This is a genomic window from Paenibacillus sp. MMS18-CY102 (genome assembly GCF_009789195.1).
GTDB lineage: Bacteria > Bacillota > Bacilli > Paenibacillales > Paenibacillaceae > Paenibacillus_T.
Genome location: NZ_WSTC01000014.1, coordinates 113,457 through 137,416, shown reverse-complemented (window position 1 = coordinate 137,416; position 23,960 = coordinate 113,457). Strand labels below are relative to the sequence as shown.

Annotated in this window: 25 protein-coding genes and 1 other RNA gene; 11 read left to right on the top strand and 15 right to left on the bottom strand. The window is 49.1% G+C overall.

Translation table 11 applies throughout. From position 1 onward, the window contains the following. Nucleotides 1–23 precede the first annotated feature (23 nt). Nucleotides 24–1,400 carry an ammonium transporter gene (locus GON22_RS12505; RefSeq protein ID WP_442954374.1) on the bottom strand — a complete coding sequence of 459 codons (1,377 nt, stop codon included), beginning with the start codon at nucleotides 1,398–1,400 and terminating at the stop codon, nucleotides 24–26. Between the two features lie 367 nt (nucleotides 1,401–1,767). Here GON22_RS12505 and GON22_RS12500 point away from each other — a divergent pair, with 367 nt between their 5' ends. Continuing rightward, entirely contained in the window at nucleotides 1,768–2,232 is a 465-nt protein-coding gene (locus tag GON22_RS12500; protein ID WP_160396429.1) for a MerR family transcriptional regulator, read from the top strand. 32 nt (nucleotides 2,233–2,264) lie between these two features. Next, a complete protein-coding gene (locus GON22_RS12495) occupies nucleotides 2,265–2,954 on the top strand; it encodes a zinc metallopeptidase (RefSeq protein ID WP_160396428.1) in 690 nt (229 codons plus the stop codon). 91 nt (nucleotides 2,955–3,045) lie between these two features. On the opposite strand, the gene GON22_RS12490 is transcribed toward GON22_RS12495, so the two are convergent. Next, complete coding sequence (locus GON22_RS12490; protein WP_160396427.1) at nucleotides 3,046–3,951, bottom strand: LysR family transcriptional regulator; 906 nt, start codon at nucleotides 3,949–3,951, stop codon at nucleotides 3,046–3,048. A 53-nt stretch (nucleotides 3,952–4,004) separates the two neighbouring features. Next, nucleotides 4,005–4,619, bottom strand: a complete 615-nt coding sequence (locus tag GON22_RS12485) for a rhomboid family intramembrane serine protease (protein ID WP_160396426.1) — start codon at nucleotides 4,617–4,619, stop codon at nucleotides 4,005–4,007. Nucleotides 4,620–4,716: 97 nt separating this feature from the next. Here GON22_RS12485 and tpx point away from each other — a divergent pair, with 97 nt between their 5' ends. Next, nucleotides 4,717–5,235 carry a thiol peroxidase gene (tpx, locus tag GON22_RS12480; RefSeq protein WP_160396425.1) on the top strand — a complete coding sequence of 173 codons (519 nt, stop codon included), beginning with the start codon at nucleotides 4,717–4,719 and terminating at the stop codon, nucleotides 5,233–5,235. Nucleotides 5,236–5,322: 87 nt separating this feature from the next. On the opposite strand, the gene GON22_RS12475 is transcribed toward tpx, so the two are convergent. The 6 genes from GON22_RS12475 to GON22_RS12450 form a co-directional block, all read right to left on the bottom strand. Then, nucleotides 5,323–5,718, bottom strand: a complete 396-nt coding sequence (locus tag GON22_RS12475; RefSeq protein ID WP_160396424.1) for a DUF1499 domain-containing protein — start codon at nucleotides 5,716–5,718, stop codon at nucleotides 5,323–5,325. A 126-nt stretch (nucleotides 5,719–5,844) separates the two neighbouring features. Then, nucleotides 5,845–6,027, bottom strand: a non-coding RNA gene (gene ssrS, locus GON22_RS12470) — 6S RNA. 48 nt (nucleotides 6,028–6,075) lie between these two features. Continuing rightward, entirely contained in the window at nucleotides 6,076–6,861 is a 786-nt protein-coding gene (locus GON22_RS12465) for a YesL family protein (RefSeq protein ID WP_160396423.1), read from the bottom strand. A gap of 154 nt (nucleotides 6,862–7,015) precedes the next feature. Next, a complete protein-coding gene (locus tag GON22_RS12460) occupies nucleotides 7,016–8,659 on the bottom strand; it encodes a DEAD/DEAH box helicase (protein ID WP_160396422.1) in 1,644 nt (547 codons plus the stop codon). A gap of 133 nt (nucleotides 8,660–8,792) precedes the next feature. Next, a complete protein-coding gene (locus GON22_RS12455) occupies nucleotides 8,793–10,292 on the bottom strand; it encodes a copper amine oxidase N-terminal domain-containing protein (protein WP_160396421.1) in 1,500 nt (499 codons plus the stop codon). A gap of 35 nt (nucleotides 10,293–10,327) precedes the next feature. Next, on the bottom strand, nucleotides 10,328–11,734 hold the full coding sequence (locus GON22_RS12450; protein ID WP_160396420.1) for an MBOAT family O-acyltransferase: 1,407 nt from the start codon (nucleotides 11,732–11,734) through the stop codon (nucleotides 10,328–10,330). 116 nt (nucleotides 11,735–11,850) lie between these two features. Here GON22_RS12450 and GON22_RS12445 point away from each other — a divergent pair, with 116 nt between their 5' ends. The 4 genes from GON22_RS12445 (at nucleotide 11,851) to GON22_RS12430 (ending at nucleotide 15,079) form a co-directional block, all read left to right on the top strand. Then, complete coding sequence (locus GON22_RS12445; RefSeq protein WP_160396419.1) at nucleotides 11,851–12,699, top strand: YitT family protein; 849 nt, start codon at nucleotides 11,851–11,853, stop codon at nucleotides 12,697–12,699. A 135-nt stretch (nucleotides 12,700–12,834) separates the two neighbouring features. Next, nucleotides 12,835–13,029 carry a hypothetical protein gene (locus GON22_RS12440; protein WP_040711211.1) on the top strand — a complete coding sequence of 65 codons (195 nt, stop codon included), beginning with the start codon at nucleotides 12,835–12,837 and terminating at the stop codon, nucleotides 13,027–13,029. A 230-nt stretch (nucleotides 13,030–13,259) separates the two neighbouring features. Next, nucleotides 13,260–14,447: a putative glycoside hydrolase gene (locus GON22_RS12435; RefSeq protein WP_202113208.1), complete on the top strand. Its 1,188-nt coding sequence runs from the start codon at nucleotides 13,260–13,262 to the stop codon at nucleotides 14,445–14,447. 194 nt (nucleotides 14,448–14,641) lie between these two features. Next, the gene (locus GON22_RS12430; protein ID WP_160396418.1) at nucleotides 14,642–15,079 is read left to right on the top strand and encodes a peroxiredoxin; all 438 of its coding nucleotides are present in this window, start codon (nucleotides 14,642–14,644) and stop codon (nucleotides 15,077–15,079) included. Nucleotides 15,080–15,207: 128 nt separating this feature from the next. Here GON22_RS12430 and pfkA read toward each other — a convergent pair whose 3' ends face one another. From pfkA to GON22_RS12415, 3 genes are read right to left on the bottom strand one after another with little or no spacing between them, the layout of a single operon-like run. Further along, nucleotides 15,208–16,176, bottom strand: a complete 969-nt coding sequence (gene pfkA / locus GON22_RS12425; RefSeq protein WP_160396417.1) for a 6-phosphofructokinase — start codon at nucleotides 16,174–16,176, stop codon at nucleotides 15,208–15,210. Nucleotides 16,177–16,199: 23 nt separating this feature from the next. Continuing rightward, entirely contained in the window at nucleotides 16,200–17,276 is a 1,077-nt protein-coding gene (locus GON22_RS12420) for a tetraprenyl-beta-curcumene synthase family protein (protein ID WP_237179132.1), read from the bottom strand. Nucleotides 17,277–17,309: 33 nt separating this feature from the next. Further along, a complete protein-coding gene (locus tag GON22_RS12415; RefSeq protein ID WP_160396416.1) occupies nucleotides 17,310–17,627 on the bottom strand; it encodes a hypothetical protein in 318 nt (105 codons plus the stop codon). A gap of 167 nt (nucleotides 17,628–17,794) precedes the next feature. Between GON22_RS12415 and GON22_RS12410 the strand changes: the two genes are divergently transcribed. Next, nucleotides 17,795–18,985 carry an MFS transporter gene (locus GON22_RS12410; RefSeq protein ID WP_160396415.1) on the top strand — a complete coding sequence of 397 codons (1,191 nt, stop codon included), beginning with the start codon at nucleotides 17,795–17,797 and terminating at the stop codon, nucleotides 18,983–18,985. 174 nt (nucleotides 18,986–19,159) lie between these two features. Here GON22_RS12410 and GON22_RS12405 read toward each other — a convergent pair whose 3' ends face one another. Next, nucleotides 19,160–19,357, bottom strand: coding sequence for a cold shock domain-containing protein (locus GON22_RS12405; RefSeq protein WP_160396414.1), 198 nt, complete (start codon nucleotides 19,355–19,357; stop codon nucleotides 19,160–19,162). 74 nt (nucleotides 19,358–19,431) lie between these two features. Then, entirely contained in the window at nucleotides 19,432–20,139 is a 708-nt protein-coding gene (locus GON22_RS12400) for a class I SAM-dependent methyltransferase (protein WP_160396413.1), read from the bottom strand. A 163-nt stretch (nucleotides 20,140–20,302) separates the two neighbouring features. Between GON22_RS12400 and GON22_RS12395 the strand changes: the two genes are divergently transcribed. From GON22_RS12395 to pepF, 3 genes are all read left to right on the top strand, one after another. Further along, nucleotides 20,303–20,536, top strand: a complete 234-nt coding sequence (locus GON22_RS12395; RefSeq protein ID WP_160396412.1) for a hypothetical protein — start codon at nucleotides 20,303–20,305, stop codon at nucleotides 20,534–20,536. A 106-nt stretch (nucleotides 20,537–20,642) separates the two neighbouring features. Then, nucleotides 20,643–20,822: a hypothetical protein gene (locus tag GON22_RS12390; RefSeq protein ID WP_160396411.1), complete on the top strand. Its 180-nt coding sequence runs from the start codon at nucleotides 20,643–20,645 to the stop codon at nucleotides 20,820–20,822. A 240-nt stretch (nucleotides 20,823–21,062) separates the two neighbouring features. Further along, complete coding sequence (gene pepF, locus GON22_RS12385) at nucleotides 21,063–22,853, top strand: oligoendopeptidase F (RefSeq protein WP_160396410.1); 1,791 nt, start codon at nucleotides 21,063–21,065, stop codon at nucleotides 22,851–22,853. An 87-nt stretch (nucleotides 22,854–22,940) separates the two neighbouring features. Here the strand turns inward: pepF and GON22_RS12380 are convergent, their stop codons facing one another. Next, entirely contained in the window at nucleotides 22,941–23,951 is a 1,011-nt protein-coding gene (locus GON22_RS12380) for a LacI family DNA-binding transcriptional regulator (RefSeq protein WP_160396409.1), read from the bottom strand. Nucleotides 23,952–23,960 lie beyond the last annotated feature (9 nt).

The following is a 23,960-nucleotide window of genomic DNA, read 5'->3' as shown; positions in this document are numbered from 1 at the left end:
GTCAAAATGCCTGCAATATTCGATTACGCTTGAATATTGTTCGATTTTTTCATTTGCTCTGGGTATCCATACGTACCGTGCTCGCTCAAGTCGAGACCGATAATTTCTTGCTCTTCCGTTACGCGAAGGCCCATGACAAGTTTCATGACACCGAGAATGATGAAGGAAACGATAAGAACATATGCACCCGAAACGGCAACGGATTCGAATTGAACCCACAGCTGATGCCAGCTGCCCGTGTCGATAAGTCCGCCTTTACCAACGCCAACTTTTTCTGCTAGATCTTTCGTAGCAAAGATACCGTTAGCGAGCGTTCCCCATACGCCTGCCGCACCGTGTACCGACAGAGCGAAGATTGGATCGTCAATGCGAAGTTTCTCAAACAATTTAGCGCTGAAGAATACGAGTACGCCAGCTACCAAACCGATGACAACTGCCGCCCAAGGATCTACGAATGCGCAAGATGCCGTGATGGCAACTAGGCCTGCCAGTGCACCGTTAAGTGTTGTCGTAATATCTGCTTTGCCCGTAATTGCCCACGAGATGAGCAACGCTGCAACTGTGCCTGCACCAGCGCCCAGCATCGTGTTGAATGCTACGAAACCGAAGAAGCCATCGCCTACGCCTAATGCGCTGCCTGCGTTGAAGCCGAACCAGCCTACCCACAGCAACAGCACAGACAATGCGCTGAATACTTGGTTATGGCCAAGAATTTCATTCGAAGAGCCGTCTTTATTGAACTTGCCGATACGAGGCTTAAGCAAGATCGTTGCCGCCATCGCTGCCAATGCACCTGTTAAGTGAACAACCGTCGAGCCTGCATAGTCTTGCGCGCCATCTTGGGCCAACCAGCCGCCGCCCCAGATCCAGTGCGCTACAACCGGGTATACGAAGATGGAGAACAATACCGTGAAGACGAGATAAACAGAAAGTTTAGCACGTTCTGCGAATCCGCCCCAAGCAATCGATAACGAGATTGTTGCGAATGCAAGCTGGAACAGGAAGAACGTCGTAATTGGATAGCTGTCGCCTTCGCCACCCGCTACTGTTGGATCGAAGAAGAAGTCTCCCCATCCGATGAATTTCTTCAAGCCTGCGCTAATTTCGTCGCTGCCGTTGAAGATGCCATAGCCGAAAGCCCAATAAATTAATGTACAAAGACCGACTGTAAATATCGTTTTGCCGGCTACGTGGCCCGCATTTTTCATTCGAGTTGAACCTGTTTCTAATAGAATGAATCCACCCTGCATCAAAAGTACCAGTATGAATGACACCAAGATCCATACCGAGTTTAGACCCATGTTAAGCATTGCGGTGGATGGTCCTTCATCCGCTGCAAATGCCATTGCCGGGAACAGCATTAGCAATGCCCCTACAGAAAGCAACAATTTCTTGACCACAACGACCACTCCCTTAATGTTATGTTTCCTAACACTACGCGAAAGACTTAATGTCATTATAGTAAGGTTCTTCACATTTGACAATACGTTTTTTTCGAAAATGCTCACATTCCATAACAATCGTAACCCTCTAGTAGCCAAATGTTAAGTTTTATGACAGTTATGACGGAACTAAGGTGTACATCTGTTAGTTTCTCCTCTTAAATCTAGCCATTTGTCCACCTCTCCCCTTGTGTAGATTTACTTTTGTTAACTTCAAGATGTTCATGTGGCAGTATTGTTACGTATTTTCAACGATATCCGCAACAAAAAGCATGACGTTTGACTGTATGGTTCTTTACCCGTTATCATAAAATAAGGAGTGCGAATGCGAGAGAAAGAAGGTGCGAACGTGGTTGAAAAATCGTTATACCGTATAGGCGAACTAGCGAAGAAGGCTAACGTCAGCCCGAGAACAATTGACTACTATACTTCTTTAGGACTTATTGAACCTGAACGCCGTTCAGACAAAAATTACCGCCTGTATTGTGATGAAACATTGATAAGGCTCAAACGTATCGAACAAATGAAGGCGGAAAAATATTCGCTTGATGAGATTAAGCGCGAGCTACGCGACTGGAACAAAGTAACATCCGAAGAGGAGGTATCGCAAAAGCTGAGCGAGCTGCAGCATCAGCTCGTCAAATTGGAGCGGGAAGTAAAAGAGCTTGAGCCTGTTCTTAATCAATTGAAGCCTCGGCAAGCGAACCGCCTCTACACGCGGATCATCCCGCAGACAGCAGCCTGTGTTGAAGCGCTCATGCTTCTAATGAACAAAAGCAATCTTATGTAATTCTGTACGAATGTGAAGGGAGTACGACAATCATGCTATTTTTCCACCCGATGGATTTCTTGATTCTCATTGCGTTTGGCATTTCGGTCTGGGCCCAGTTCCGAGTTCGCGGCACATTCAACCGCTGGTCCAAGGTGCAGGCGACGAGCGGGATGACCGGCTACGACGCCGCGCGGCGAATGCTAGATGCCAATGGCTTGCATAACATCCCTATCGAACCTGTACGAGGCACACTATCCGACCACTATGACCCTACTCATCGTGTCGTTCGTTTATCCGAGCCCGTCTATTATGAAAGTTCGATCTCGGCGATCTCCGTTGCATGCCACGAAGTTGGCCATGCGATTCAACACGCGAACCATTATCCAATGCTCGCTCTTCGCCATCAAATATTTCCAGTCGTTAATTTCGCATCCGGCTTCGCTCCCTTCCTGCTTCTTGCAGGCTTCCTGTTCCACTGGACGGGGTTAATCGGAGTCGGAATCATATTCTTCTCCGTAGCTGTCGCGTTCCAGCTGATCACGCTGCCTGTTGAATTCAATGCCAGCAACAGAGCGCGCGACCTTATGGTATCAGAAGGCTTCATTCGCAACGACGAAGAACGAGGCGTCGCCAAGGTGTTGAATGCCGCAGCTTTAACTTATGTAGCGGCAGCGCTCATCTCCTTACTGGAGCTCGTTAAATATATTATGATCTTCACCTCGTCCAATAACGATGATTAATCGATATCATTGAATGAGATATCACAAAACACAAAAACCCCCTGATAGATGCCGCCGGCGGCATCTATCAGGGGGTTTCACTATCCGCTCATTAATGATTGTCTTGCAGCGTATTGTTGAAGTAATCGATCAAGAAGGCTTGGAACACTTTTGCTACCAACGGCAACTTCTCATTGCTTCGATGAATCAATCCAATCGTACGCGTGACACTAGGCGTTCGAAGCCTCACTTTCGCAGGCTGTAACGGTCCCGTCTGGCGCAATGCCATGTCAGGCAGGAGGCTGACCCCCATGCCCGCTGCGACTAAACCGCGTATTGTATCCGTCTCTTCGCCTTCAAACCCGATCTTAGGCATAAAGCCTGCTTCTAGACACGCTTCCCACACGATCGGCCGCAAGGAATACCCTTCACTAAACATAACAAACGTCTCATCCTTCAGCTCCGCCAAATCGATCTCTTCCGCTCCTGCAAGCGGATGGCCAGGCGGCAGGATAGCTAACAACTGCTCAGTTAATAGAACCTCGCCACAAACCGATTGATGGTCATCTGGGAAAGGCGAAATAAATGCTAAATCAATATCCCCTTGCACCATATCACGCAACAATGTCGGGTACATTCCTTGCTTAAACCTAAATTTCACCTTTGGATGCTGCTTGCGGAAAGCAGCAACGACTTGCGGCACGAGCGACATTCCCAAGCTATGCGGGAACCCCAGACGAATCTCTCCACGCTCTGGATCCATAAACTCGTGGATTTCGATTACCGCTTTCTCAAGATCGCTTAGAATAACCTCAGCACGTTTTAAGAAGAGCTGCCCAGCTGGCGTGAGCTGCAGGTTCCGGCCCTTTTGCAAAAACAGCTTTACCCCGAGTTCCTCTTCCAGTTGATGAATTTGCCGGCTAACGGCCGACTGCGCGACATGCAGCTCTTCTGCTGCTTGTGTAACATGTTCTTTCTTGGCTACTTTTACGAAGTAGTGAAGCTGGCGTAGTTCCATGTTTAGTCGTGAATTCTCTCCTTCCATCGTCTTGCACACGCTTTGCTTCCGCCTTACCGGCGCAGCAACTTCCGTTCAAACCATCCATATAAGACAAAACCTGCGATTCCGCCTCCGATATGCGCCCAGATGTTGATCGTAGGTACCAGGAACGAGTAGATGAGGCCAAAGATCAAAATGCTGTATACAGTCTTGCGAGAGCCCTCATCGAGCCTATGTTTGCCAAAAACACTCAAGAACAAGAAGGCGCCATATACGCCATAAATCGCTCCTGACGCCCCAACAGACAACACTTCGCCCTGATGGAACATTGCGCTAAACAAATTCCCTACAACCCCTGTTACAACGAAGAACAAACCATAACGAACATGGCCGAGCAGCCTCTCTAATGGAGGAGCGAAAATAATCAACGAAATCAAATTATAAAAGAGGTGCATAAATCCAGCATGTAAAAAAATAGCAGTCACATAACGCCAAGGCTCATCCAGGCCGTACGGGTCATCCTCCGTTTGCAGAAATGCACCGAAACGATACAAGGTTTCTCCATCATTAGACCCGCCATTCAACATCGTAATCATAAACATTGCGATATTGATTGCAATAATAAGCACAGTGACGGGATACATACGCAAATAACCACGGAAGGTTTCATAACGTAAAAAAATCATTCGATATCCCCTTTTGCGACGAATTGGACAAGCCAGAATCAAAAGGATTATAATAATTGGTGGTATACACCATTTTCCCTAAGGAGGACGTATTCGTATGTCACAAGAACGCAACGGCGTTGCCGCTTTCAAAGGCAATCCACTTACATTGGTGGGCCCTGGTCTCCAAGTCGGCGATCAAGCTCCAGACTTCCAACTGCACAAGAACCTGCTTGAAGTAGTTTCCCTCAAGGACTATGCAGGCAAAATCAAGCTCATCAGCGTCGTCCCTTCCATTGACACAGGCGTTTGTGATGCACAAACGCGCCGCTTCAATGAAGAAGCAAGCAGCCTCGGCGAGAATGTTGTTATTATCACCGTTAGCGTAGACTTGCCATTCGCTCAAGCTCGCTGGTGCGGAGCTGCAGGCGTCGACCGTGTCGTTCTGCTGTCCGACTACAAAGCACATAGCTTCGGCGAAGCTTACGGCGTATATATCAAAGAGCTGGGCCTGGACATGCGTTCGATCTTCGTTCTTGACAGCAACGACAAAGTGCAATACGTTGAGTACTTGAGCGAAATGACGGAGCACCCGAACTACGAGCAAGCACTTGCTGCAGTTAAAGGGCTTCTGTAATTTAATTATCGCATAAACAAAGCGAGTGAAGGAGCTTCCTTCCTCGCTTTTTATTTGGATCGATATGACCGTTTAGGACAGTTAGGCTTACTTGTTGCTTGTCGTCTTGTAGGAAGACAGCTTCTTGTCCAAAATCCGGTATAGATCGACTATAACGCGGTAGTTAGAACCTAGGTCCCCAAGCGAACCACGTGATGCAGAATAGATGTCAACCGCGCTATTAAGCGGGTTTATCCCGATGACAGAAACAGTTATATCCATTGTACGCCCTGTCACTGTACGCTTCTCAAGAACAATCTCACCTACTGAAGGCACTTCATGAATAATCCGGTAGCCCTGAATCTTCTTCAGTGTAGACAACACTTCATCCCAGGTTTTATCCTTAGACAACTTGTAATAATGGGATTTCAACAACGGATCCTTTGCCTTGTCCCCTGTTTGTTCATGACTGCGCAGCAATCCGATCAAGGTCCGCTTCAACAACTAGATCTCCCCCTCCGACTTCTATGAGCACTAATCACTATCATACCATGATTATACCTCATCCGACAATTTTAACCCGTCCTATACAAAAATCCCGGTCCAAGTAGGACCGGGATTGTTTGATTACAGAAACCCGCGGATGCCGTCCGACTCACATGTTTCTGAACCCGCTCTCGCAGGTGGGGGTCCGCAGGAATGGGTTTGAGATCCCTACATGAGGGCATGTCAGCTGCATTCCGATTTAGGTCTCCCGTGAAACAGCCATTGGTTCAAAACAACGAAGAGCCGTTACGAGCATCGCAGGATGTAACGTTATTATAGACCGTTCTTCATCAAAAGTAAACGTACAGCCATACGTTATTTTTTACCGATTATGATATCCGAAGATTCGCCTTCTGCTTCATCATCGGATGCATTTTCAACTGCCTCAGCCTCGGCTGCTGCCAGCTTCTCCGCCTGCGCCTGCATCTTTTGATAAATCAGGTTAAAGTTCCAGTAGGACAAGTAAGCAATGATGCTGCCCGTAAAGAACGGGAACAAGAACGTAAACTTCCAACTGATCATTAGCACAACAACCGCCATCATCAACGTGCTGATTGAACGGAACGGCCGTCCAATTGTAATTAACACAGCGTTCTTAAGCAGTTGGAACGTCTTCATATGATAGTGGACCAGCATCGAGAAGAAGTTAAATAGCGAAACTACGAGAATAAACAAAAATCCGATAAAGAGGAAGGAAATCAGCTGCATGCTCGGCTCCGAGCGATACACAGTCAGGTCGACCACCATAATGGCAAAGAGCACTGCATACAATAATCCGCCCAGCATGCTTTGTACAAAGTTCTCTTTGTAGCCACGGAAGAACGTTTTGAACAAAGGAACATCACCTTCGCCCATAACCCACTTACGGGCAACCGTGAACATTGCAGCTGTCGATGGGAACAACGTAAAAGGCGATACTGCAATTGCTACGTACAGCATGCCAGTCGTCGCATCTTGCTCCGTAACAGGCGCGAATAAAGCCAGCACGACAACAAACCAAAACGGCACCGAACAAATTGCCCACAGCACGTTTGTTACCGAAAGACGCATGACCCACTCAGAGATTTTATAAAATCCCCCCATGATGCCCTTCATTTCCATGTGATTTCCTCCAGTTTCGCTGTATCGGCTTGTCCGGCATTGGCGAAAGCGGTGCCAATTGCCATCATGCCAATATAGCATCATGTATGGGTATAGTAAGAAACCGGAGGCCGGCTGCGCCAGCGGCGCAGCTCGTTCCCCCGGTTAGAGACACTTATTTGTTTACGAAGTCTTCCGACGACGAATATTTGCGGCGGGAATCGCCGCCACGATCCGAGCGTCCTTCACTCGAACGGTTTTCGCTCGAACGGTTCTCGCTGTTGCTACGGCCTTTGTAGCCTTCGCCACGGTTATTGCTATAACCGCCACGTCCGCTGCCATATCCACCGCGATTGCCTTCGCCGCGATTACTGCTGCCACTGCCGCTGCCGCCGCGGTATCCACCGCCACCGCTGCTGCCGTTGCTGCGCCCGCCACCATACGAAGAGCCAGTGTAACGACGTCCGCTTGTGCGTACGTCAGGACGGCGTTTCTTCGCACGAATCGGATCCTCTGGCGTCAATTCAATATTAACGTCTTTCTTCTCGCCAGTCAGAAGCTTGATTGCTGCTGCAAGAAGATTAACCGAATCGTATTGCTCCAGCAAATGGATCGCGATGCCTTTGTATTCCTGATTGCCTTCGTTTTGCACGATATCGATCAGGCGTTCTGCCGTTACGCGTTGTTTTCCTTCGATTGCTTCTGCAATGCTAGGAAGCGGTTTGCGCGTAATTTTGTGGCGGGTAACCTTTTCGATGAAGTGCAGGTGATCCGTCTCGCGAGGCGTTACGAACGACCAAGCCGTACCTTCTTTGCCTGCACGGCCCGTACGGCCGATGCGGTGAACGTAGCTCTCTGGATCTTGCGGCAAGTCAAAGTTGATTACGTGCGTTACGCCCGAAACGTCCAAGCCGCGCGCTGCTACGTCCGTAGCTACGAGAACGTCAATGCTGCCGTCACGGAACTTACGCATTACGTTATCACGCTGGTTCTGCGACAGGTCGCCATGCAGGCCGTCTGCAGAATAGCCACGTTTTTGGAGCGCTTCACTCAGCTCATCAACCCGGCGCTTCGTACGGCCGAAGATGATCGCAAGTTCTGGCGATTCCATATCGATCAAACGGCTAAGCGCTTCGAACTTCTGGCGCTCGTGCACTTCGATATACGCTTGATCGATCAGCGGAGCGCTGACTTGCTTAGGAATAACCGAAACATGTTCCGGATTGTTGAGGAACGTTTGGGCAAGACGTTGAATGTTTGGAGGCATTGTAGCCGAGAACAGCATCGTCTGGCGCTCAGCAGGCACCATGCTAAGAATCGATGTAATATCTTCCATGAAGCCCATGTCCAGCATTTCGTCTGCTTCGTCCAGAATTACCGTCTGAACATCAGCCAGCTTGATCGTTTTACGGTTAATATGGTCGAGCAAACGACCAGGCGTACCGATAATGATCTGTGGGTGTTTTTTCAACGCGCGAATCTGGCGGCCAATTTCTTGACCTCCGTAGATTGGCAACGAACGAAGACCTTTGTAACGCGTCAATTTCCCGATTTCATCAGCTACCTGAATGGCAAGTTCGCGTGTCGGCGTCATAATAAGCGCAACAATCCGCTCTTCACTCACCGGGATTTTGTTAATAAGTGGAATACCAAACGCAGCGGTCTTACCTGTACCTGTTTGCGCTTGGCCAATAAGGTCGCTGCCCGTCAACGCAATAGGAATCGATTTGGATTGGATTGGGGTTGCTTCCTCAAATCCAAGCTCCGTAATGGCCTGAAGCACTTTCGGCTCCAGCCCGAATTCAGCAAATGTTTTCAAACTTCTTCATACTCCTTCTATCTTCAGCCTACTTAAAAATATCCAATTCATTATAGCACATCTTGAACGGCGAATACCAGTAAGCGAAGAGTGGAAGGATTTGCGCCTGCCGCTTTCTAATTTGCCAAAACGATCAATCGTTTATCAAAATTGGCGTAATGGCGGGCTCTACGGCGGGTTGCTCTACTTGAAACCCAAGCTGCTCAGAGACAAAAATTAGCGGAATTTGCAGCCGATTATCGATCAACTTTATCTGTGATTGCGCTTCCATTTTTCGTCCATTACGTTCAACATAAGATTTTCCTATCGCCATTTTCAAAACGTTTTTGCCTTTGGCAACCGTCATCACCTTCGAGTTAGCGTCCCATACTAGAACAGCTTTCAATGCCGCACTTGCTTCTTTAGCAGGTACGAGCATATCGCCGTTTGCAGCGGATCTCGCCGTGAATGGCACCTGGGTCCCATTCACCTTTACAGGAATTGCAAGCACCTTCCCATCGTCCATAATCACATAGGTGCTGACCTGCTGTTCCAACTTCTCGTTTAACTTATCAATATTCTGGTCTGTTACACGATAAGCGGAATCATTTCGTCCGATCGCCTCGGCAATGGCCGTATTCACTTCTTCGCGATGATGCGATAAATCCTTGTACTGGTCCAAATCAAACGTCCAACGGCTTTCGCCTTGAAAATCGTAAACTGCAGCATTCGGCAGCTTGCTTAACTGCTCGAACATCCACTTTCGCATCACCATTTGGTTCCCATATCTGACTGGATTGTTCTCATGCCAAACGGCATGCCGCAATATCGAATACGGCGGGTAATATAAACGGAACTGTACGTTCGGATGGGACTTCACTACCGACAGCACGTACTTGTCGAAAGCCCATTGTACATCAACCAACGGATCTTCATTCGTCCCATAATAGGCTTCTTGCTGCCGCGCCTTCCGGTAATCTGCCAACACCTCTTTACGGCCAAATTTCACCCAGCGGCTCCAATTGTTTAATCGCTCCAGGTCTCCCCCTTCGCCTTTGACCGCCAGCTTCATAATCCCGTGCCCCAGCTTCTCGTACGGCGTAATGCTGAACCAGTATTTATAATCATTCCAGTAAGCGCTATCGTACATATAGGACGGAAATTCATCACCTAGCTCGTTCTTTCCCGCCCGCAGCGCAAAATAATCGATGCCCCACAGCACCGTTTTCACCTGTCCCGTCGATAACGCCAGATTAGCCGTTTCATATTGCTCTGGGACCGTTGATCCGCGCAGCGACAGCTTCATCGCGTTGCCACCTAACGCTCGGCCAACAACGGAAGGAAGAAAATTTTCGGTCATAGAGGTTCCTAATATGATCGTATCGTACTCATAGTGGCGGGCAAGCCCTGCGTTCTGGTAACGCTCCTCCGAAGAGTACACGGGCGAATACCACGATTTATGGTAAAGCTGCAACGGATCGATTACCCATGAAAGGAATACAGCAAGAACTGAGAATGCGATTGCAAATGCGCCAGCAGCAACCACCATTCGCTTGGCGGTTTTCCTCGCCGGATGCCGGCGAAGCCGGGCACGCGCCCTATGATCCCCAGCCGTCGAGCGGGATGGCTGAGGTGCAGGCATGTTGGTAGGCAAGGCCGATACACCTCCTAGGAAGTCCAATCAATGATTTAGAAATTAAAGTAAAGGAATGTCGATATCCGATTGAAATACAACAGGGAAAATACGAACAAAAAACCGATCGTGGCGGCTGTGCGCCAGGTAGGCTTCATCACTCGCTCGAGCTCTATCGTATTGCGCATGAATAGAACAACGGGCAGAAGCAACGCAATCCAGATGATTGCCGGGCCGATCGCCTCCATGCCTGCAAACGATATGCCAGCAACGCCCGCCATCCCTCTAATGATGCGGAATGCTTCATCCCAAGAATGCGCCCGGAAGAACACCCATGTGAGGTTAATGAACTGGAATGTGATGAGCCAAGCCACCCAACGAGGCAGTGTAAAGCCATAGCGGGACCAAAGCCGATGAACGATTTGCCCTGCACCATGCAGAAAACCCCACATTAGAAACGTCCAGCCCGCGCCATGCCACAATCCGCCTAACAGGAAAGTAATCATTAAGTTCGCGAGCATTCGCGATTCGCCTTTACGATTGCCGCCCAGCGGGATATAAATATAGTCACGCAAAAACCGGCTCAACGTCATATGCCAGCGACGCCAAAAATCTTGGATATTATGCGCTTTATAAGGTGAATTAAAGTTCTGGGGAAGCCGAATATTGAACAACAAAGCTAACCCAATTGCCATATCGGTATAGCCGCTAAAATCAAAATATAGCTGGAGCGTGTACGACAGCGATGCTACCCAGCTTTCAAGAAACAGGTAGGCATGTGCGAAGCCATCATTGGCGTATGGCGCTAGCGTGTCAGCGATTACAACTTTTTTGATTAAGCCTAATGTAAACAAATACAGCCCCGCTGCAGCGTTACGCCAATCCCATAGCTTGCTGCGCAAGCGATCGAATTGCGGCATCATTTCGCTATGGTGAAGAATAGGCCCTGCGATCAGATGGGGGAAAAACGTGACAAATAACGTATATTGCACCAAATTCGCTTCTCGCGCCTTCTCCCTATAAACGTCCACTAAATAAGCGATCTGCGTGAAGGTGAAGAAGCTGATCCCTAGTGGAAGGATGAGATGGAGCATCGGCAACTGCTTGCCTGTAACTGCCGACAAGTTGTCCAAGAAAAAATTGGCATATTTGTAGTAGCCGAGCAGCAACAAGTTCGCGCTTATTCCCGCAATGAGCATCCATCTTCGCTTATTCCCTTGCAATCGGGACCTATCGTTTTGTGCTGAACGCGCCCCGAGGATACGCCCCATTGAATAGTTAAACCCAATCGATGCGACAATAAGCGGTATATAACGATAATCCCACCAACCGTAGAAAAAGAGTGATGCAAAGGCAAGCCAGCATTTGGCTGCCAGCAGCCATCGCTGCCGAGTTAGCGTGAAATAGATGATGACCGTAATTGGCAAATAAATAAAGATGAACGGATACGAGTTGAACAGCATCTGGCCAAGCCACCTCCATGTTCTTCCATTTGAGACTATTCGATAAAGGCGACCCATTATCCTGTTTCTCTACTTCATCCGACACAATCTTTCAACGAACGGAGGCCGGATTTTCGATGGCATTCTATGCACGCAAAGCTGCGCGGCAAGCAAACACGATTTTGTTCACACTGGCAGGGGCCATTCTGGTCGCAGTCGGTTTTAATATGCTGCTCATCCCCCATCAACTGCTCAGTGGCGGCGTCGCCGGCATTTCGATGATGATCGGCTACATTACTGGAGGCACGATCAGTTGGCTTTACTTAGCACTTAACATTCCCGTCTTGATCTGGGGCTGGATATCGCTTGGGAAACGATTTGTCCTCCTTAGCATTGTTTCCGTTGCCGTAACGACGCTCGCCCTGCAGTTAATCCCTGTCCGCCAGATGGCAAACGATATTTTGTTGGCATCCGTTTTTGGCGGGTTGATGATTGGGTTCGGCAGTGGATTGGCCCTGCGCCATGGCGGGTCTTCTGGCGGCTTCGACATCATTGCCTCAATCATTTCCCGCAAGCGGGATGTCCCTGTCGGCATGTTTATCTTTTTATTGAATGGCGTTGTCATCGCTGCCCTTGTCCTGTTCACGCGTGATCCCGATATCGCGCTTTACTCGCTCTTGTCGATCTTTACAGCCGGTAAAGTCGTCGACATCATTCATATTCGTTATGTAAAAGTAACCGCCTTTATTGTAACGAGAGAAACGGACAAAATGCTTTGCAAATTGTTGGAAAACAAACGGGGAATTACCGTCATTCGAACGCGCGGCGCGTTCACCTCGCATGAACAGGACATGCTAATGACCGTTACGACCCGATATGAGCTAGCTGAGCTTCGAAAAACAATATTGACTCTCGATCCAAAAGCATTTGTCAATATTGTCGAAACCGTTGGCGTAATTGGCGAATTTCACAAGCCGCTCCCGTAATCCGGGCAAGAATGGATTTTCATGGAAGCCGCTATTCATTTGCAATTCCCCCTGCTATAATAAGGCTATCCCGTAGTTCCTAGTTTCTAGCCAGATGGTTTGCCCTGAACATGACTAATGAGAGGGTGATGCATGATGGATATGGAAACAGTCAAATTGTCGAGGATTGTGGAAAAACTGGCGCCTGAACTCGAACCATTCCTTACGGAACGTGAACGGCACTTGAACATCGTGCTGCGGGACGGACTTGGAGTACTGGAACCGGAAGATGCGATGGAAATCGTTCAGCTTAGCATTTGCGAACAACAACGCGAAGCAAGCCTGCATTAACAGATTGTTTATTATATCGATTGTTAACAAGCTTCTATTGCTTCTAAACAGCCTGTTGCCCGTGAAGGGCGGCAGGCTATTTTCTTATTAGCAGGGCTATGTTTGTATACGCTTCCAGTCTTGCCTCTAATTCTCATCAATTTTCATCAAAAATCGATCTTAAGACGTCTATTTCTCTTCGCAAATCTGTTTTATAATCATTAATGATTACAGACGGGGAGAGAACACATATGGATATCTTGCTGACCACATTACTAGTATTTTACAATCTTCTAACCGGAGCAGGAGACGACAGCACCTCCGCCCACAAGCTGCTCACAGCAATCGTGCAACCAGATGCAGGGCAAGGCTCCACCTCATCATCAGGCAGCGGGACAACCGAAGAACAGCCATCCAATGTGTTCGTAAAGAAGGACCCTCAGAAAGATGCGCCTAAAGTTAAGGGGATTTACGTGACTTCGCATAGCGCAGGCGGCGAACGAATGGCGAAGCTGCTTAATCTGCTGGACCGTACGGAGTTGAACAGCATGGTTATCGATATCAAAGATGACTATGGGTACATTACGTACAAAACGGATAATGCAGAGCTGCAGAAGCTTGGCACGCCACAACGGTACATTAAGGACATTAACGCAACAGTGAAACAAATGCAGGACCATAAGATTTACCCGATCGCTCGTGTCGTCGTGTTTAAGGATACCGTGCTTGCTAATAAGCATCCTGAGCTGTCGTATCGCAATGCGGACGGGTCGATCTGGAAGAACGGCAAGGGCGACAGCTTCGTGAACCCTTATCGCCATGAGGTATGGGATTACAATGTTAAAATCGCCAAAGAAGCTGCAAAGCTCGGATTTAAAGAAATTCAATTCGACTATGTGCGCTTCCCAGAAGGTTTTGAGAAAAAAGAAGCCAACCTCAAATTCGACAAAACCAATGAAAAACGTGTTGACGTCATCGCCGACTTCGTCAAATACGCCCGTGAACAGCTAGAGCCACTTGGCGTTCGAGTATCGGTCGATATTTTCGGCTACGCGGCATCCGTACCAGCAGCTGAAGGCATCGGACAAGACTTTGTAAAAATATCTAAGCAAGTCGACGTTATTAGCCCGATGGTTTACCCGAGCCATTACAGCACAGGCTGGTTCGATGTGAAAGAGCCGGACCTTAACCCGTATGCAACCATTAAAGGCGCGATGGTCGATACGCATAAGAAGCTTGAGCCACTAGGCGACGTATACAAACCAGTCATTCGCCCGTGGATTCAAGACTTTACCGCAAGTTGGCTGGGCAAAGGCCACTACAAGAAGTATGGCAAAGCTGAGGTCGAAGCCCAAATTAAGGCGTTGAAAGATACGAATATTGAGGAATACTTGCTCTGGAACGCGGGCAACAAGTATACAGAAGACACTAATTTCTAAATCTGCTGCGAAACGTTCTAACCGCTATTATTCACTTGTATCATTACAAATTATAAAGCCCCCTGACGGCAGTCCGGCCAATCCGGCCGCGCTTTCGTCAGGGGGCTTTTTGCTGGAAAACATCATTTGTCTTTTTCTTATAGATAGTATACAATATAATAGTATAAAATATAATTTCAGTGGAGGTCATGGCCATGTTATCGGTTGGATCGACGGCTCCGCTATTCGAAGCCAATAGCACGCAAGGAGTCATCAAGCTTAGCGATTACATAGGCAAACAGCCTATTGTACTCATTTTCTATCCCATGGACGAGACGCCAGGCTGCACAAAGCAACTATGCGCCGTTCGTGATTCCCGTTCGTTGTACGCCCGGTTCAATGCGCTTGTCATGGGTGTTAACCCCTCTTCCTTGGAACATCATCAGCAATTCGCTGAGAGACAAGGCTACGATTTTCCGCTCATCGTTGATGCAGGTGGCGCGATCCGCAAATCATTCGGCGTTGGCAAATTAATTGGGCTCTTTGCACAACAGCGCGTTGTGTTCATTATTGGCCAAGATGGGCGAATTGCGTTCGCCGAGAAGGGCAATCGTCCGACAGAGGAGATTCTCGAAGCTCTCCAGAAGCTTTAAGCGCAATCCGCATGAATAGCTACAACATAACGAAAGCCTTATGCCAGGCAGCCGTTTTGGGAAGTTCCCCGAAACATAGCTGCCTTACATAAGGCTTATTAAATTGGCTGCTGCCCCCAACGTGGGTCTTATTGTGAAAGGCGAAGCGCCAGCTCGTACATGTCCATATTAAACGATTTTTTCGTATTTACGACGGTATCGATATCCGTAACAACCAGTTCGCCTTTGATGATGCCACAGGATTTGCCGGAGTCGCCTTCCATTAGCTTGCGTACGGCAAAATCGCCCAGTCGGCTCGCCAAAATGCGGTCATTGTGCGTTGGCGCGCCGCCGCGTTGAATATGCCCAAGTACAGTAACACGCGGCTCGATGCCGTTATTTTGCGTAATCGCTGCTGCAATATCATCGCCTCGCGCTGCACCTTCAGCTACGACGATAATACTGTGTCGTTTGCCATGGCGGAAGTTATCAGCCATCCGGTTCGATACTTCGTTAAGGTCAAATGGAACCTCAGGCACGAGAATCGTCTCCGCGCCACTTGCAAGTCCAGCATACAATGCGATATCGCCGCAATGGCGTCCCATTACTTCAACAATCGATGAACGCTCATGGGAAGTCATCGTATCGCGCAGCTTGTTGATCGCATCAACGACGATGCTAACAGCCGTATCGAATCCGATCGTGAAGTCGGTGAATGGAATGTCATTATCAATCGTGCCAGGCAACCCCATCGTTTTGATGCCAAGCTTGCTTAGCTTGTTAGCTCCTTGATAGGAACCGTCACCGCCGATGACGACCAACCCATCAATGCCGCGCTCACGAAGAATCTCTGCGCCACGCTGCTGCCCTTCAGCCGTCATAAACTCTTTACAGCGTGCCGTCTGCAAGATCGTTCCTCCGCGCTGAATGATGTCGCCTACGCTGCGAAGGTCCATTTGGCGCAAATCATTGTTCAACAAACCTTGATATCCACGCTGCACCCCGTACACTTCAATGCCATGGAATATAGCGCTCCGCACCACCGCACGAACCGCTGCATTCATTCCTTGCGAGTCACCTCCGCTTGTAAGGACGGCGATCGATTTCACTGCTGACATATTCGTATCCCCCTATCGATGTCTTATGCTTGCCTTGCTCTTATCCAGATGCTGTTCCAATAAAAAAACAATCGTGACAACGGGCTGCGGCGCATAAGGCGCCTCGCTACTCGCTTGACGTCACGCTGGCTTCTAACCTTCGGATCGGACAAATACAACGCTAATAGCCCTTCAATAACCAAACGATGGAACTTACTGTCCGGCAGCCGGCGCACATCTTTACGAGCATGATCGGCTATGAATCCAATCCTGCTTACGAGCGTCTCTTGATCCGCATAATAGTTGCAGAAGTTCAAGTCTCCGCCTGCCAGGTCTTCTTCTTGATCAATCAAATAATCAAGCATAATATGCAACCCGCATACATGCGGGAAATAACTGTCCCGAACCCGCTTCGCTTCATCGGGAGCCAAGCCGTTCTCTGCTGCCGCAACGAACAGCATGAACATGCCGAGCGTTGATCCCGTGGCGGCCGCGAACTCGTTCCATTGCAAATGAGGCGCCAGATCGCCGAAGCGTTCGCGCCATGCTAAGAGCTCAGGCCCTCGCTGCTCAATTCGGATATGCTTATAAACTTGAAGATCACAATAAAGACTAACGAGCTCCGTAACGTAAGGCTGGACGCAAGAATAGGAAGGCAACTGCTTGATAGCCTGTTGGCAAACTAGCACCAGCTGCTGCAAGTATCCTCCATCATCCCGTTCCACTCGATGCTCATAATAATCCCGAGCAGTTGCGCAAGGATCGATCGCATCAAGCATCGACTGATGAAGCAGCCGAAAATCGTCCGCCTCCTGCGATGTGCTTCGATCACACAGGTTGTCCAAGTAATCGCTAATCGTCTGCAGCGCTACAATGAGCGGTATCAAAACATGCCGATATGCCGGAATGGCGGCGGCATACACCGCTCCGCCCTCGCAGTGAAACTGCTTGGTTGCAAGGCTCGCGAGCGCTTGTGTGCGCAGCTCTGGATCTGGGATGCTTGCTGCACGCTGCCGCCAGAGCGCAAGCTCACTGCGCACCTCAGGCAGCACGAATTTGTATACGCGATACATCATCCGTAGCGCCCCGGTTGGCATCAAGCGCCTTTTCGTTGCACTCATGTCGAGCTAGGCGCCTCCTTTGTGTCCGATCCGTCAGGAATGACGCCGCGGTTCAATCTCTTGATTGATGCGGTACCAAATATGTAAATCGTTAATCCGGCTTGCGAGCTCTGCAATATCAAAGTTCAGCAAACAACTGGTCTCAAAATCATCCTCATCGTATAGCCGTGCCTGCTGTACGCGGATGAGCTGCTCCAGGGCCATTATCCGATCAGGGATTGTTCCCCTAATCATCTCCCACTGCTCGACGATGCGAAGACGCTCGGCGTCCGAGTACTCGTCCCATTCGTGTTCGAGGTTCGGCAGCGAGATGCCCAGCCGGTCATTCCAAACGAACTGATATTTCTCCATTCTTCGCAATCCTCCATTCCTAATTTAACATTTTACGGTCTATAAATCCAGCCTTGGGCCGTTTCCGAAAATACTCCCCTTCGTTCCGAAATGCCATGGTATACTGAGGTACATACACGGAGCGGAGGACGCCGCCCACCCTTTATATCAAGGAGTGAACCTACATCTTGGAACCTACATCTCATGCAGCCGTAAAGCCCGGGCTATCGACCGCCCAGAAAGAAACAACCGCCCTGCGTGCATTTAGCTTTGCCGCCTATGCTACGCAAGCGCTCACCGTCTCCTATTTCCCTTTATATTTTCTAGATAAGGGGTTTTCCGAGCAGCAGATTGGCGTGATCTACTCTACAGGTCCGCTTATCTCCATCGTTGCGAACTTAATTATGGGGATAGCCAGCGACAAATACCGAACGATCAAAAAGCTGCTTCATGTGCTGCTGTTCGGCCAGCTTGTCATGGTGTCGCTCCTATTTCCGATTGATACGTTTGTGCTCACTTGCCTGGTTATGGTCGGCTTTTACTTTTTTCAAACACCAATTAATCCGCTCAGCGATAGCTTAATTCTGTTATCTAGCAGCCACACCGGCAGGCCTTATGCACATATTCGAATATTTGGGTCGCTCGGCTTCGCCTTATCCGCCTACGCGTTCGGCTTACTGTTGAAGCAGGCCGGCTCTGGCTACACCATTCCGCTCGCCTTATGTACGATCGGGGTTTCGCTAGCGCTAACGTATCTGCTTCGGGATTATCAGGGCGCTGCCAAAAAAATGGATTTCTCCGGCTTCTTTCATTTGCTGCGCAAGCCAGAGGTCGTCTCTTTCTTCGCCATCTTGCTCGTCATATCGACAGCCCATCGCATGTACGAAGGCTTCTTAGCTGTTACCCTTCGCCACATGGGCGCAAGCGACTCTTTAGTTGGACTAGCTTGGATGCTATCGGCTTGCAGCGAAATTCCGATTTTCTTCCTATTAGGCAAGTATGGGCACAAATTCAAAGAGCTGCCGCTCCTGTTTATCGCAAGCGCCCTCTATGCCATTCGGCTGCTACTTGTCGCTGAGATGACGGAGCCGTGGATGGTCGTCATTACGCAGTTGATGCATAGCGTAACATTCGGCATTTTCTTTACGACATCGCTGCGGTATATTTCCCATTTGATCCCTGATGATTTCCGTTCCTCTGGCCAAGCGGTATTCGCCGTCGTATGGAACGGGATATCGGGCGCAATTAGCGGACTGTTCGGCGGCTATGTGTACGGGCATATGGGCCGTGAATCGTTTTACCTGATCGCCTCCGGATTAGCGTGCGCTGCGGCCATGGGCTTCATTGCTAAGCATCTATCAGGGCGGCGATCCACATGAATAAAGGGCATTAATCATGCCCAAACGAAAAAAGCCGCCTATCCGTTGAACCTAACACGTTCAGCGAATAGACGGCTTTTTCTCCTATATAGGAACCCATAGGCAAGAAAAAAGCCCTCTGCTTGAGCAGAGAGCCTCTTCGTCGTGCTAGGGCATCTATTATAAGCTTTAATCTTATAATTTAATGACGTTAGCTGCTTGTGGACCGCGGTTACCGTCGGTAATGTCGAATTCTACTGCTTGACCTTCTTCAAGTGTTTTGAAGCCGTCGCCTGTGATTGCGGAGAAGTGTACGAATACGTCTTCACCGTTCTCTACTTGAATGAAGCCATAGCCTTTTTCTGCGTTAAACCATTTTACTGTGCCTTTCATGTAAACAACCTCCTAAGCTTATCGCCGTATACGGCGAATACACTTATTATACATGCGGCCTACAAAAATTGCAATTAAACTTCGATGGCCAGCAAGTCCTCTGAACCTGGCATAAACGGCAGCTGTGACCGCTCAAATCTTGGGCGGCCGCCTGCTTGACGGATAGCCTCCAGCAACTTGTCCATATGCGGATACGGCTCCCACCGTAGCGACAGAAGTGGATATATGCGCACTTGGCCGCCTGCACGGCATAACCTCATCATCTCAAGCACTGCCCGCTCATGAAAACTCGCATCGAATTGTTCCGCATATAAAAATAAAAAATGGCTGCATAACACGAAATCGAACGTTCCGGTTTCAAAAGGCAGCTCCGGGAGAGAACCTGCTATATAACGGCTATTCGCCGTAGATAACGCATAATCTGCTGCAAACTTATCGTACGAACGCAACCGGCCTTCCCGATGAAGATCAATATTGCCGTAAAAAGTCCAGTCGAAGCGATGGGATAATGCACGCAGCTTCTCGGTGGATGTCTCAATCTCTTGCTTCCCGTCCGCGAGCATCAGCTCTGGCCCTAATGCATACCTAGGATCAACCGCAATGGCGTCTATCCCTTGCGCATGGCAATCGGCCGTGAATGAAGCTGCGCCGCCTGCAATATCAAGTATCCGTGATTGGCCCAATTCATCAGGCAATACAAACATTCGCTTGTATTCTTCAAACCCTCGGCAAGTGGCTGCAACGCCAACCTGTTCATAGATTTCCTTCTTGTTTTCGCTCATCTCTTCTCGTCTCCTTCTCAACTTACAGTTCTCTTCTCGTCCGGCACCGGTCGATTAAGCCGCCGCGTGGATTCCGGGTACCTAATCTTACCACTAGTTAAGGTTGATTTCCACCCTATTCTTTGGCTATGATGAATGCAAACCTTTGAGAGGGGCATAGCCCATGTTTAAGAAGCATCAAATCTACAAAACCGACAAATACAACATGCTCACCGTCGAGGTCCAAGGCAAAACGCTAATCGTACGTGAGATTTCCGATCAATGGGGCGAGGAATGCCATACATTCGTTAGCCGTCCCGAAATGCTCCATTGGGCTGAGAACCGCTTCCGCCTAACTGACTTTGCTGGCCGCGAGGATGAACATTCTGCCATTATGATGGCATTCCGCGAAGTATAGCCTCCTGCTATTCGCCCAACATCAGCGGAAGGATATTCCAAGTTGATGGCGAACATATCGGATACAGCATCCGCATACTAGTCACTACGAGAGGATAAGATCGTTCATGGATCCTAAGGCAACGCTAATCTTCATCATTGCAGCATTCGTGTTAGGCGTGGCAATTCTTATGAATCGGAACAATATTCCCGCTTCCCTTCGCCGCCCGCTTGCGCTTTCTGCTATCGTCTTCATTTTGTTTGCCTTTTTTCTCATCGTCTACAGCTTGACGACAATGGGCAGCTAAATCGGGCAGGGCATTCCAATTCAGGCGGATATGCCCACGCCTATACCGGCATACTAGTGGCAAACTGTGCTGCGAGGTGTTCCGATGAAATGGTATTCCGCTCTACTGCCTGTCTTGCTGCTGCCGACTGCTCTCCTTGGCGATTCCGCGTCCAACGTCCACGCTCAGGCACCATTATCCTATGCTAGGCAACTCGGATCTGAAGCCATACCACCGAATTCTCATTCTAGGAGGAATACGATGACAAGCGTACCGAAACGTTCTGAAACCGCAGCTGAACATCACTGGAAGTTGGAGGATCTGTTCGGCGACCAAGCTTCCTGGGACCGTGAATATGCACTTGCGAAGGAACAAATTAAAAAAGCTGCGGAATATGAAGGCAAACTAGCCGACCCTGCCCAGCTCAAAGCATGCTTCGAGCTTGAGGACGAGCTGTCGCTGCATGTGGAGCGCCTCTACGTATTCGCCAACATGCGCCATCACGAGGATACGGCGGAGCCAACTTACCAAGCGCTTTCCGATAAAACAAAAAAGCTTAGCGTAGAGACTGGCGAAGCGCTGTCTTATGTTACGCCTGAGGTGCTAAGCCTCTCTGACGAGCAGCTTGATGCACTTATTAATAATAGCGATCTTGCGTTATACAAGAAGACGCTAGAAGAAATGCGCCGCCAAAAAGCGCATATCCTGTCGAAATCCGAGGAAGCGTTGCTCGCTCAAGTAGGCAGCGTTACGCAAGCGCCGAATACGATCTACAGCATGCTCAGCAACGCGGACTTGAAGTTCCCGAAAGTAAAAAATGAACAAGGTGAAGAAGTCGAGCTGACGCAAGGCCGATACATACAATTTTTAGAAAGCAAAAACCGTGAGGTTCGGGAAAATGCGTTCAAGGCGATGTACGATACTTACAACAAGCTGCGCAACACGACGGCTGCCACGCTCAATGCGAACGTAACGAAAAATGTTTTCTATTCCCGCGCCCGCAAATACCCTTCCTCCCTCGAAATGTCGCTCTTCGGCGATAACATTCCGAAGGAAGTGTATACGAACCTTATTGATACGATCCATAAGCATCTTCCGCTTATGTACCGTTATATGGAGCTTCGCAAAAAGCTGCTTGGCGTCGACGAGCTGCATATGTATGACCTGTTCGCTCCGCTCGTTGACGAGTTTAAGATGGACATCACGTACGACCAAGCGAAGGCAACTGTCAAAGAAAGCCTTAAGCCGCTTGGCGATGCTTACCTGAACGTCCTGCAAGAAGGCTTCGACCAAGGCTGGATCGATGTGTATGAGAACGAAGGCAAGCGCAGCGGCGCTTACAGTTGGGGCGCATACGGCACCCATCCATACGTGCTGCTAAACCATAAAGATAACCTGAACAGCATGTTTACATTGACGCACGAGATGGGCCATGCGATGCACTCCTATTACTCGGACACTACGCAGAACTATCGTGACGCGCAATATACCATCTTCCTCGCAGAGGTCGCTTCTACGCTTAATGAAGCGCTGTTGATGGATTACATGCTAAACAAATCGACTGATCCTAAAGAAAAAATGTACCTGCTCACCTACTACGCCGACCAGTTCCGTACGACCGTATTCCGCCAAACCATGTTCGCGGAATTCGAAAAAATCGTACACGAGCGTACAGAAGCCGGAGAGTCGCTTACACCGCAAGATTTGTCCAAAATTTATTACGACCTAAACGTGCTGTACTACGGCAAAGGCATGGTCGTCGATAAGGACATCGAAGTGGAATGGGCTCGGATTCCTCACTTCTACACGAGCTTCTATGTGTACAAATATGCGACAGGCTTCTCTGCAGCAACGAGCTTCGCAAAACAAATTCTCGACGAAGGCGCGCCTGCGGTCGAGCGCTACCTCGGCTTCTTGAAGAGCGGCGGCAGCGACTATTCCATCAATATTCTCAAACGCGCAGGCGTCGATATGTCTACGCCAGAGCCGATTGAGCAAGCGATGGCCGTGTTTGAACAGCTTATCGAACAGATGGAGGAGCTGACGAAATAGTCGCTTCCCGCCAAATAAATAGGCTCGCTAACCTGTCAATCGATAAGGTTAGCGAGCCTGCTTTTGTATAATGGGACGAATTCTTTCCTAAGTGATGCTGCGCGGTGCAGAAGTTGACTCCCGCAAAATAAGTTCAACTGGCTCTACAACAACCGACGGGATATGATTCGGCTTTTCAACCAGCTCGATCAGTTGATTGACTGCCCGCTCCCCGATGGAATAAATATTTTGGCTAACCGTGGATAGCCCAGGCTTAACGATCGAAGCAAACGCTGTATTGTCAAATCCGACAACCGAAATATCTGCAGGAACCTGCAGCCCCGCGTCTGTAATCGCATTCATAACACCAAGCGCGATAGCATCGGCTGCACACACAACTGCTGTTGGCCGATCTGGCAGCTTGAGCAGATTCTGCATCGCATTATAGCCCCCGATGCTGTCGAAACTGCAAATCTCTACATAATCAAAATGATAAGGCAACTCAAACTGCTTAAGCCCCTGCTGATAGCCTTCAAACCGTGCCCGCCCCGCGACGAAGCCCATAAACCCAGAAACGAACGCAATTTTTCGGTGCCCAAGCTCATACAGATGCTCCATGACCATCAAAATTCCGTTCCGATTGTCTGCCGTTATGTAGCCTGCGCGCCGCCCGATTAGGTCGGCATCGACGAACATCGTCGGCAATTCTGCTTTGACAAGATCCAGCGGAATCTGGTGGTCGCGCCCCACCCCAAATACGACCATTCCATCGACATTCCGGCTGGAGCAATGGCGCACGATCGAATAATCTGGATCGTCAAAATCTGCCGATAGGAGCAGCAGATCATAGCCGCTTTTGGATAAAGCCTGCTGCATGCCCGCCATTAATTCCGATACGAACGGATTGGTCATAATATTATGCAACAAAATCCCAATCGTCCACGACCTCTTTTTGACCAATCCGCGCGCGACGACGTTCGGCTCATAGCGAAGCAACTGAATCGACTCATTTACTTTTTTCCGCGTCTTCTCGCTGACGTCAGAGTAGTTATTAATCACTTTGGAAACTGTCGTGATCGAGACGCCCGCATGCTTTGCCACATCCGTAATCGATGCCATTGCCCCCAC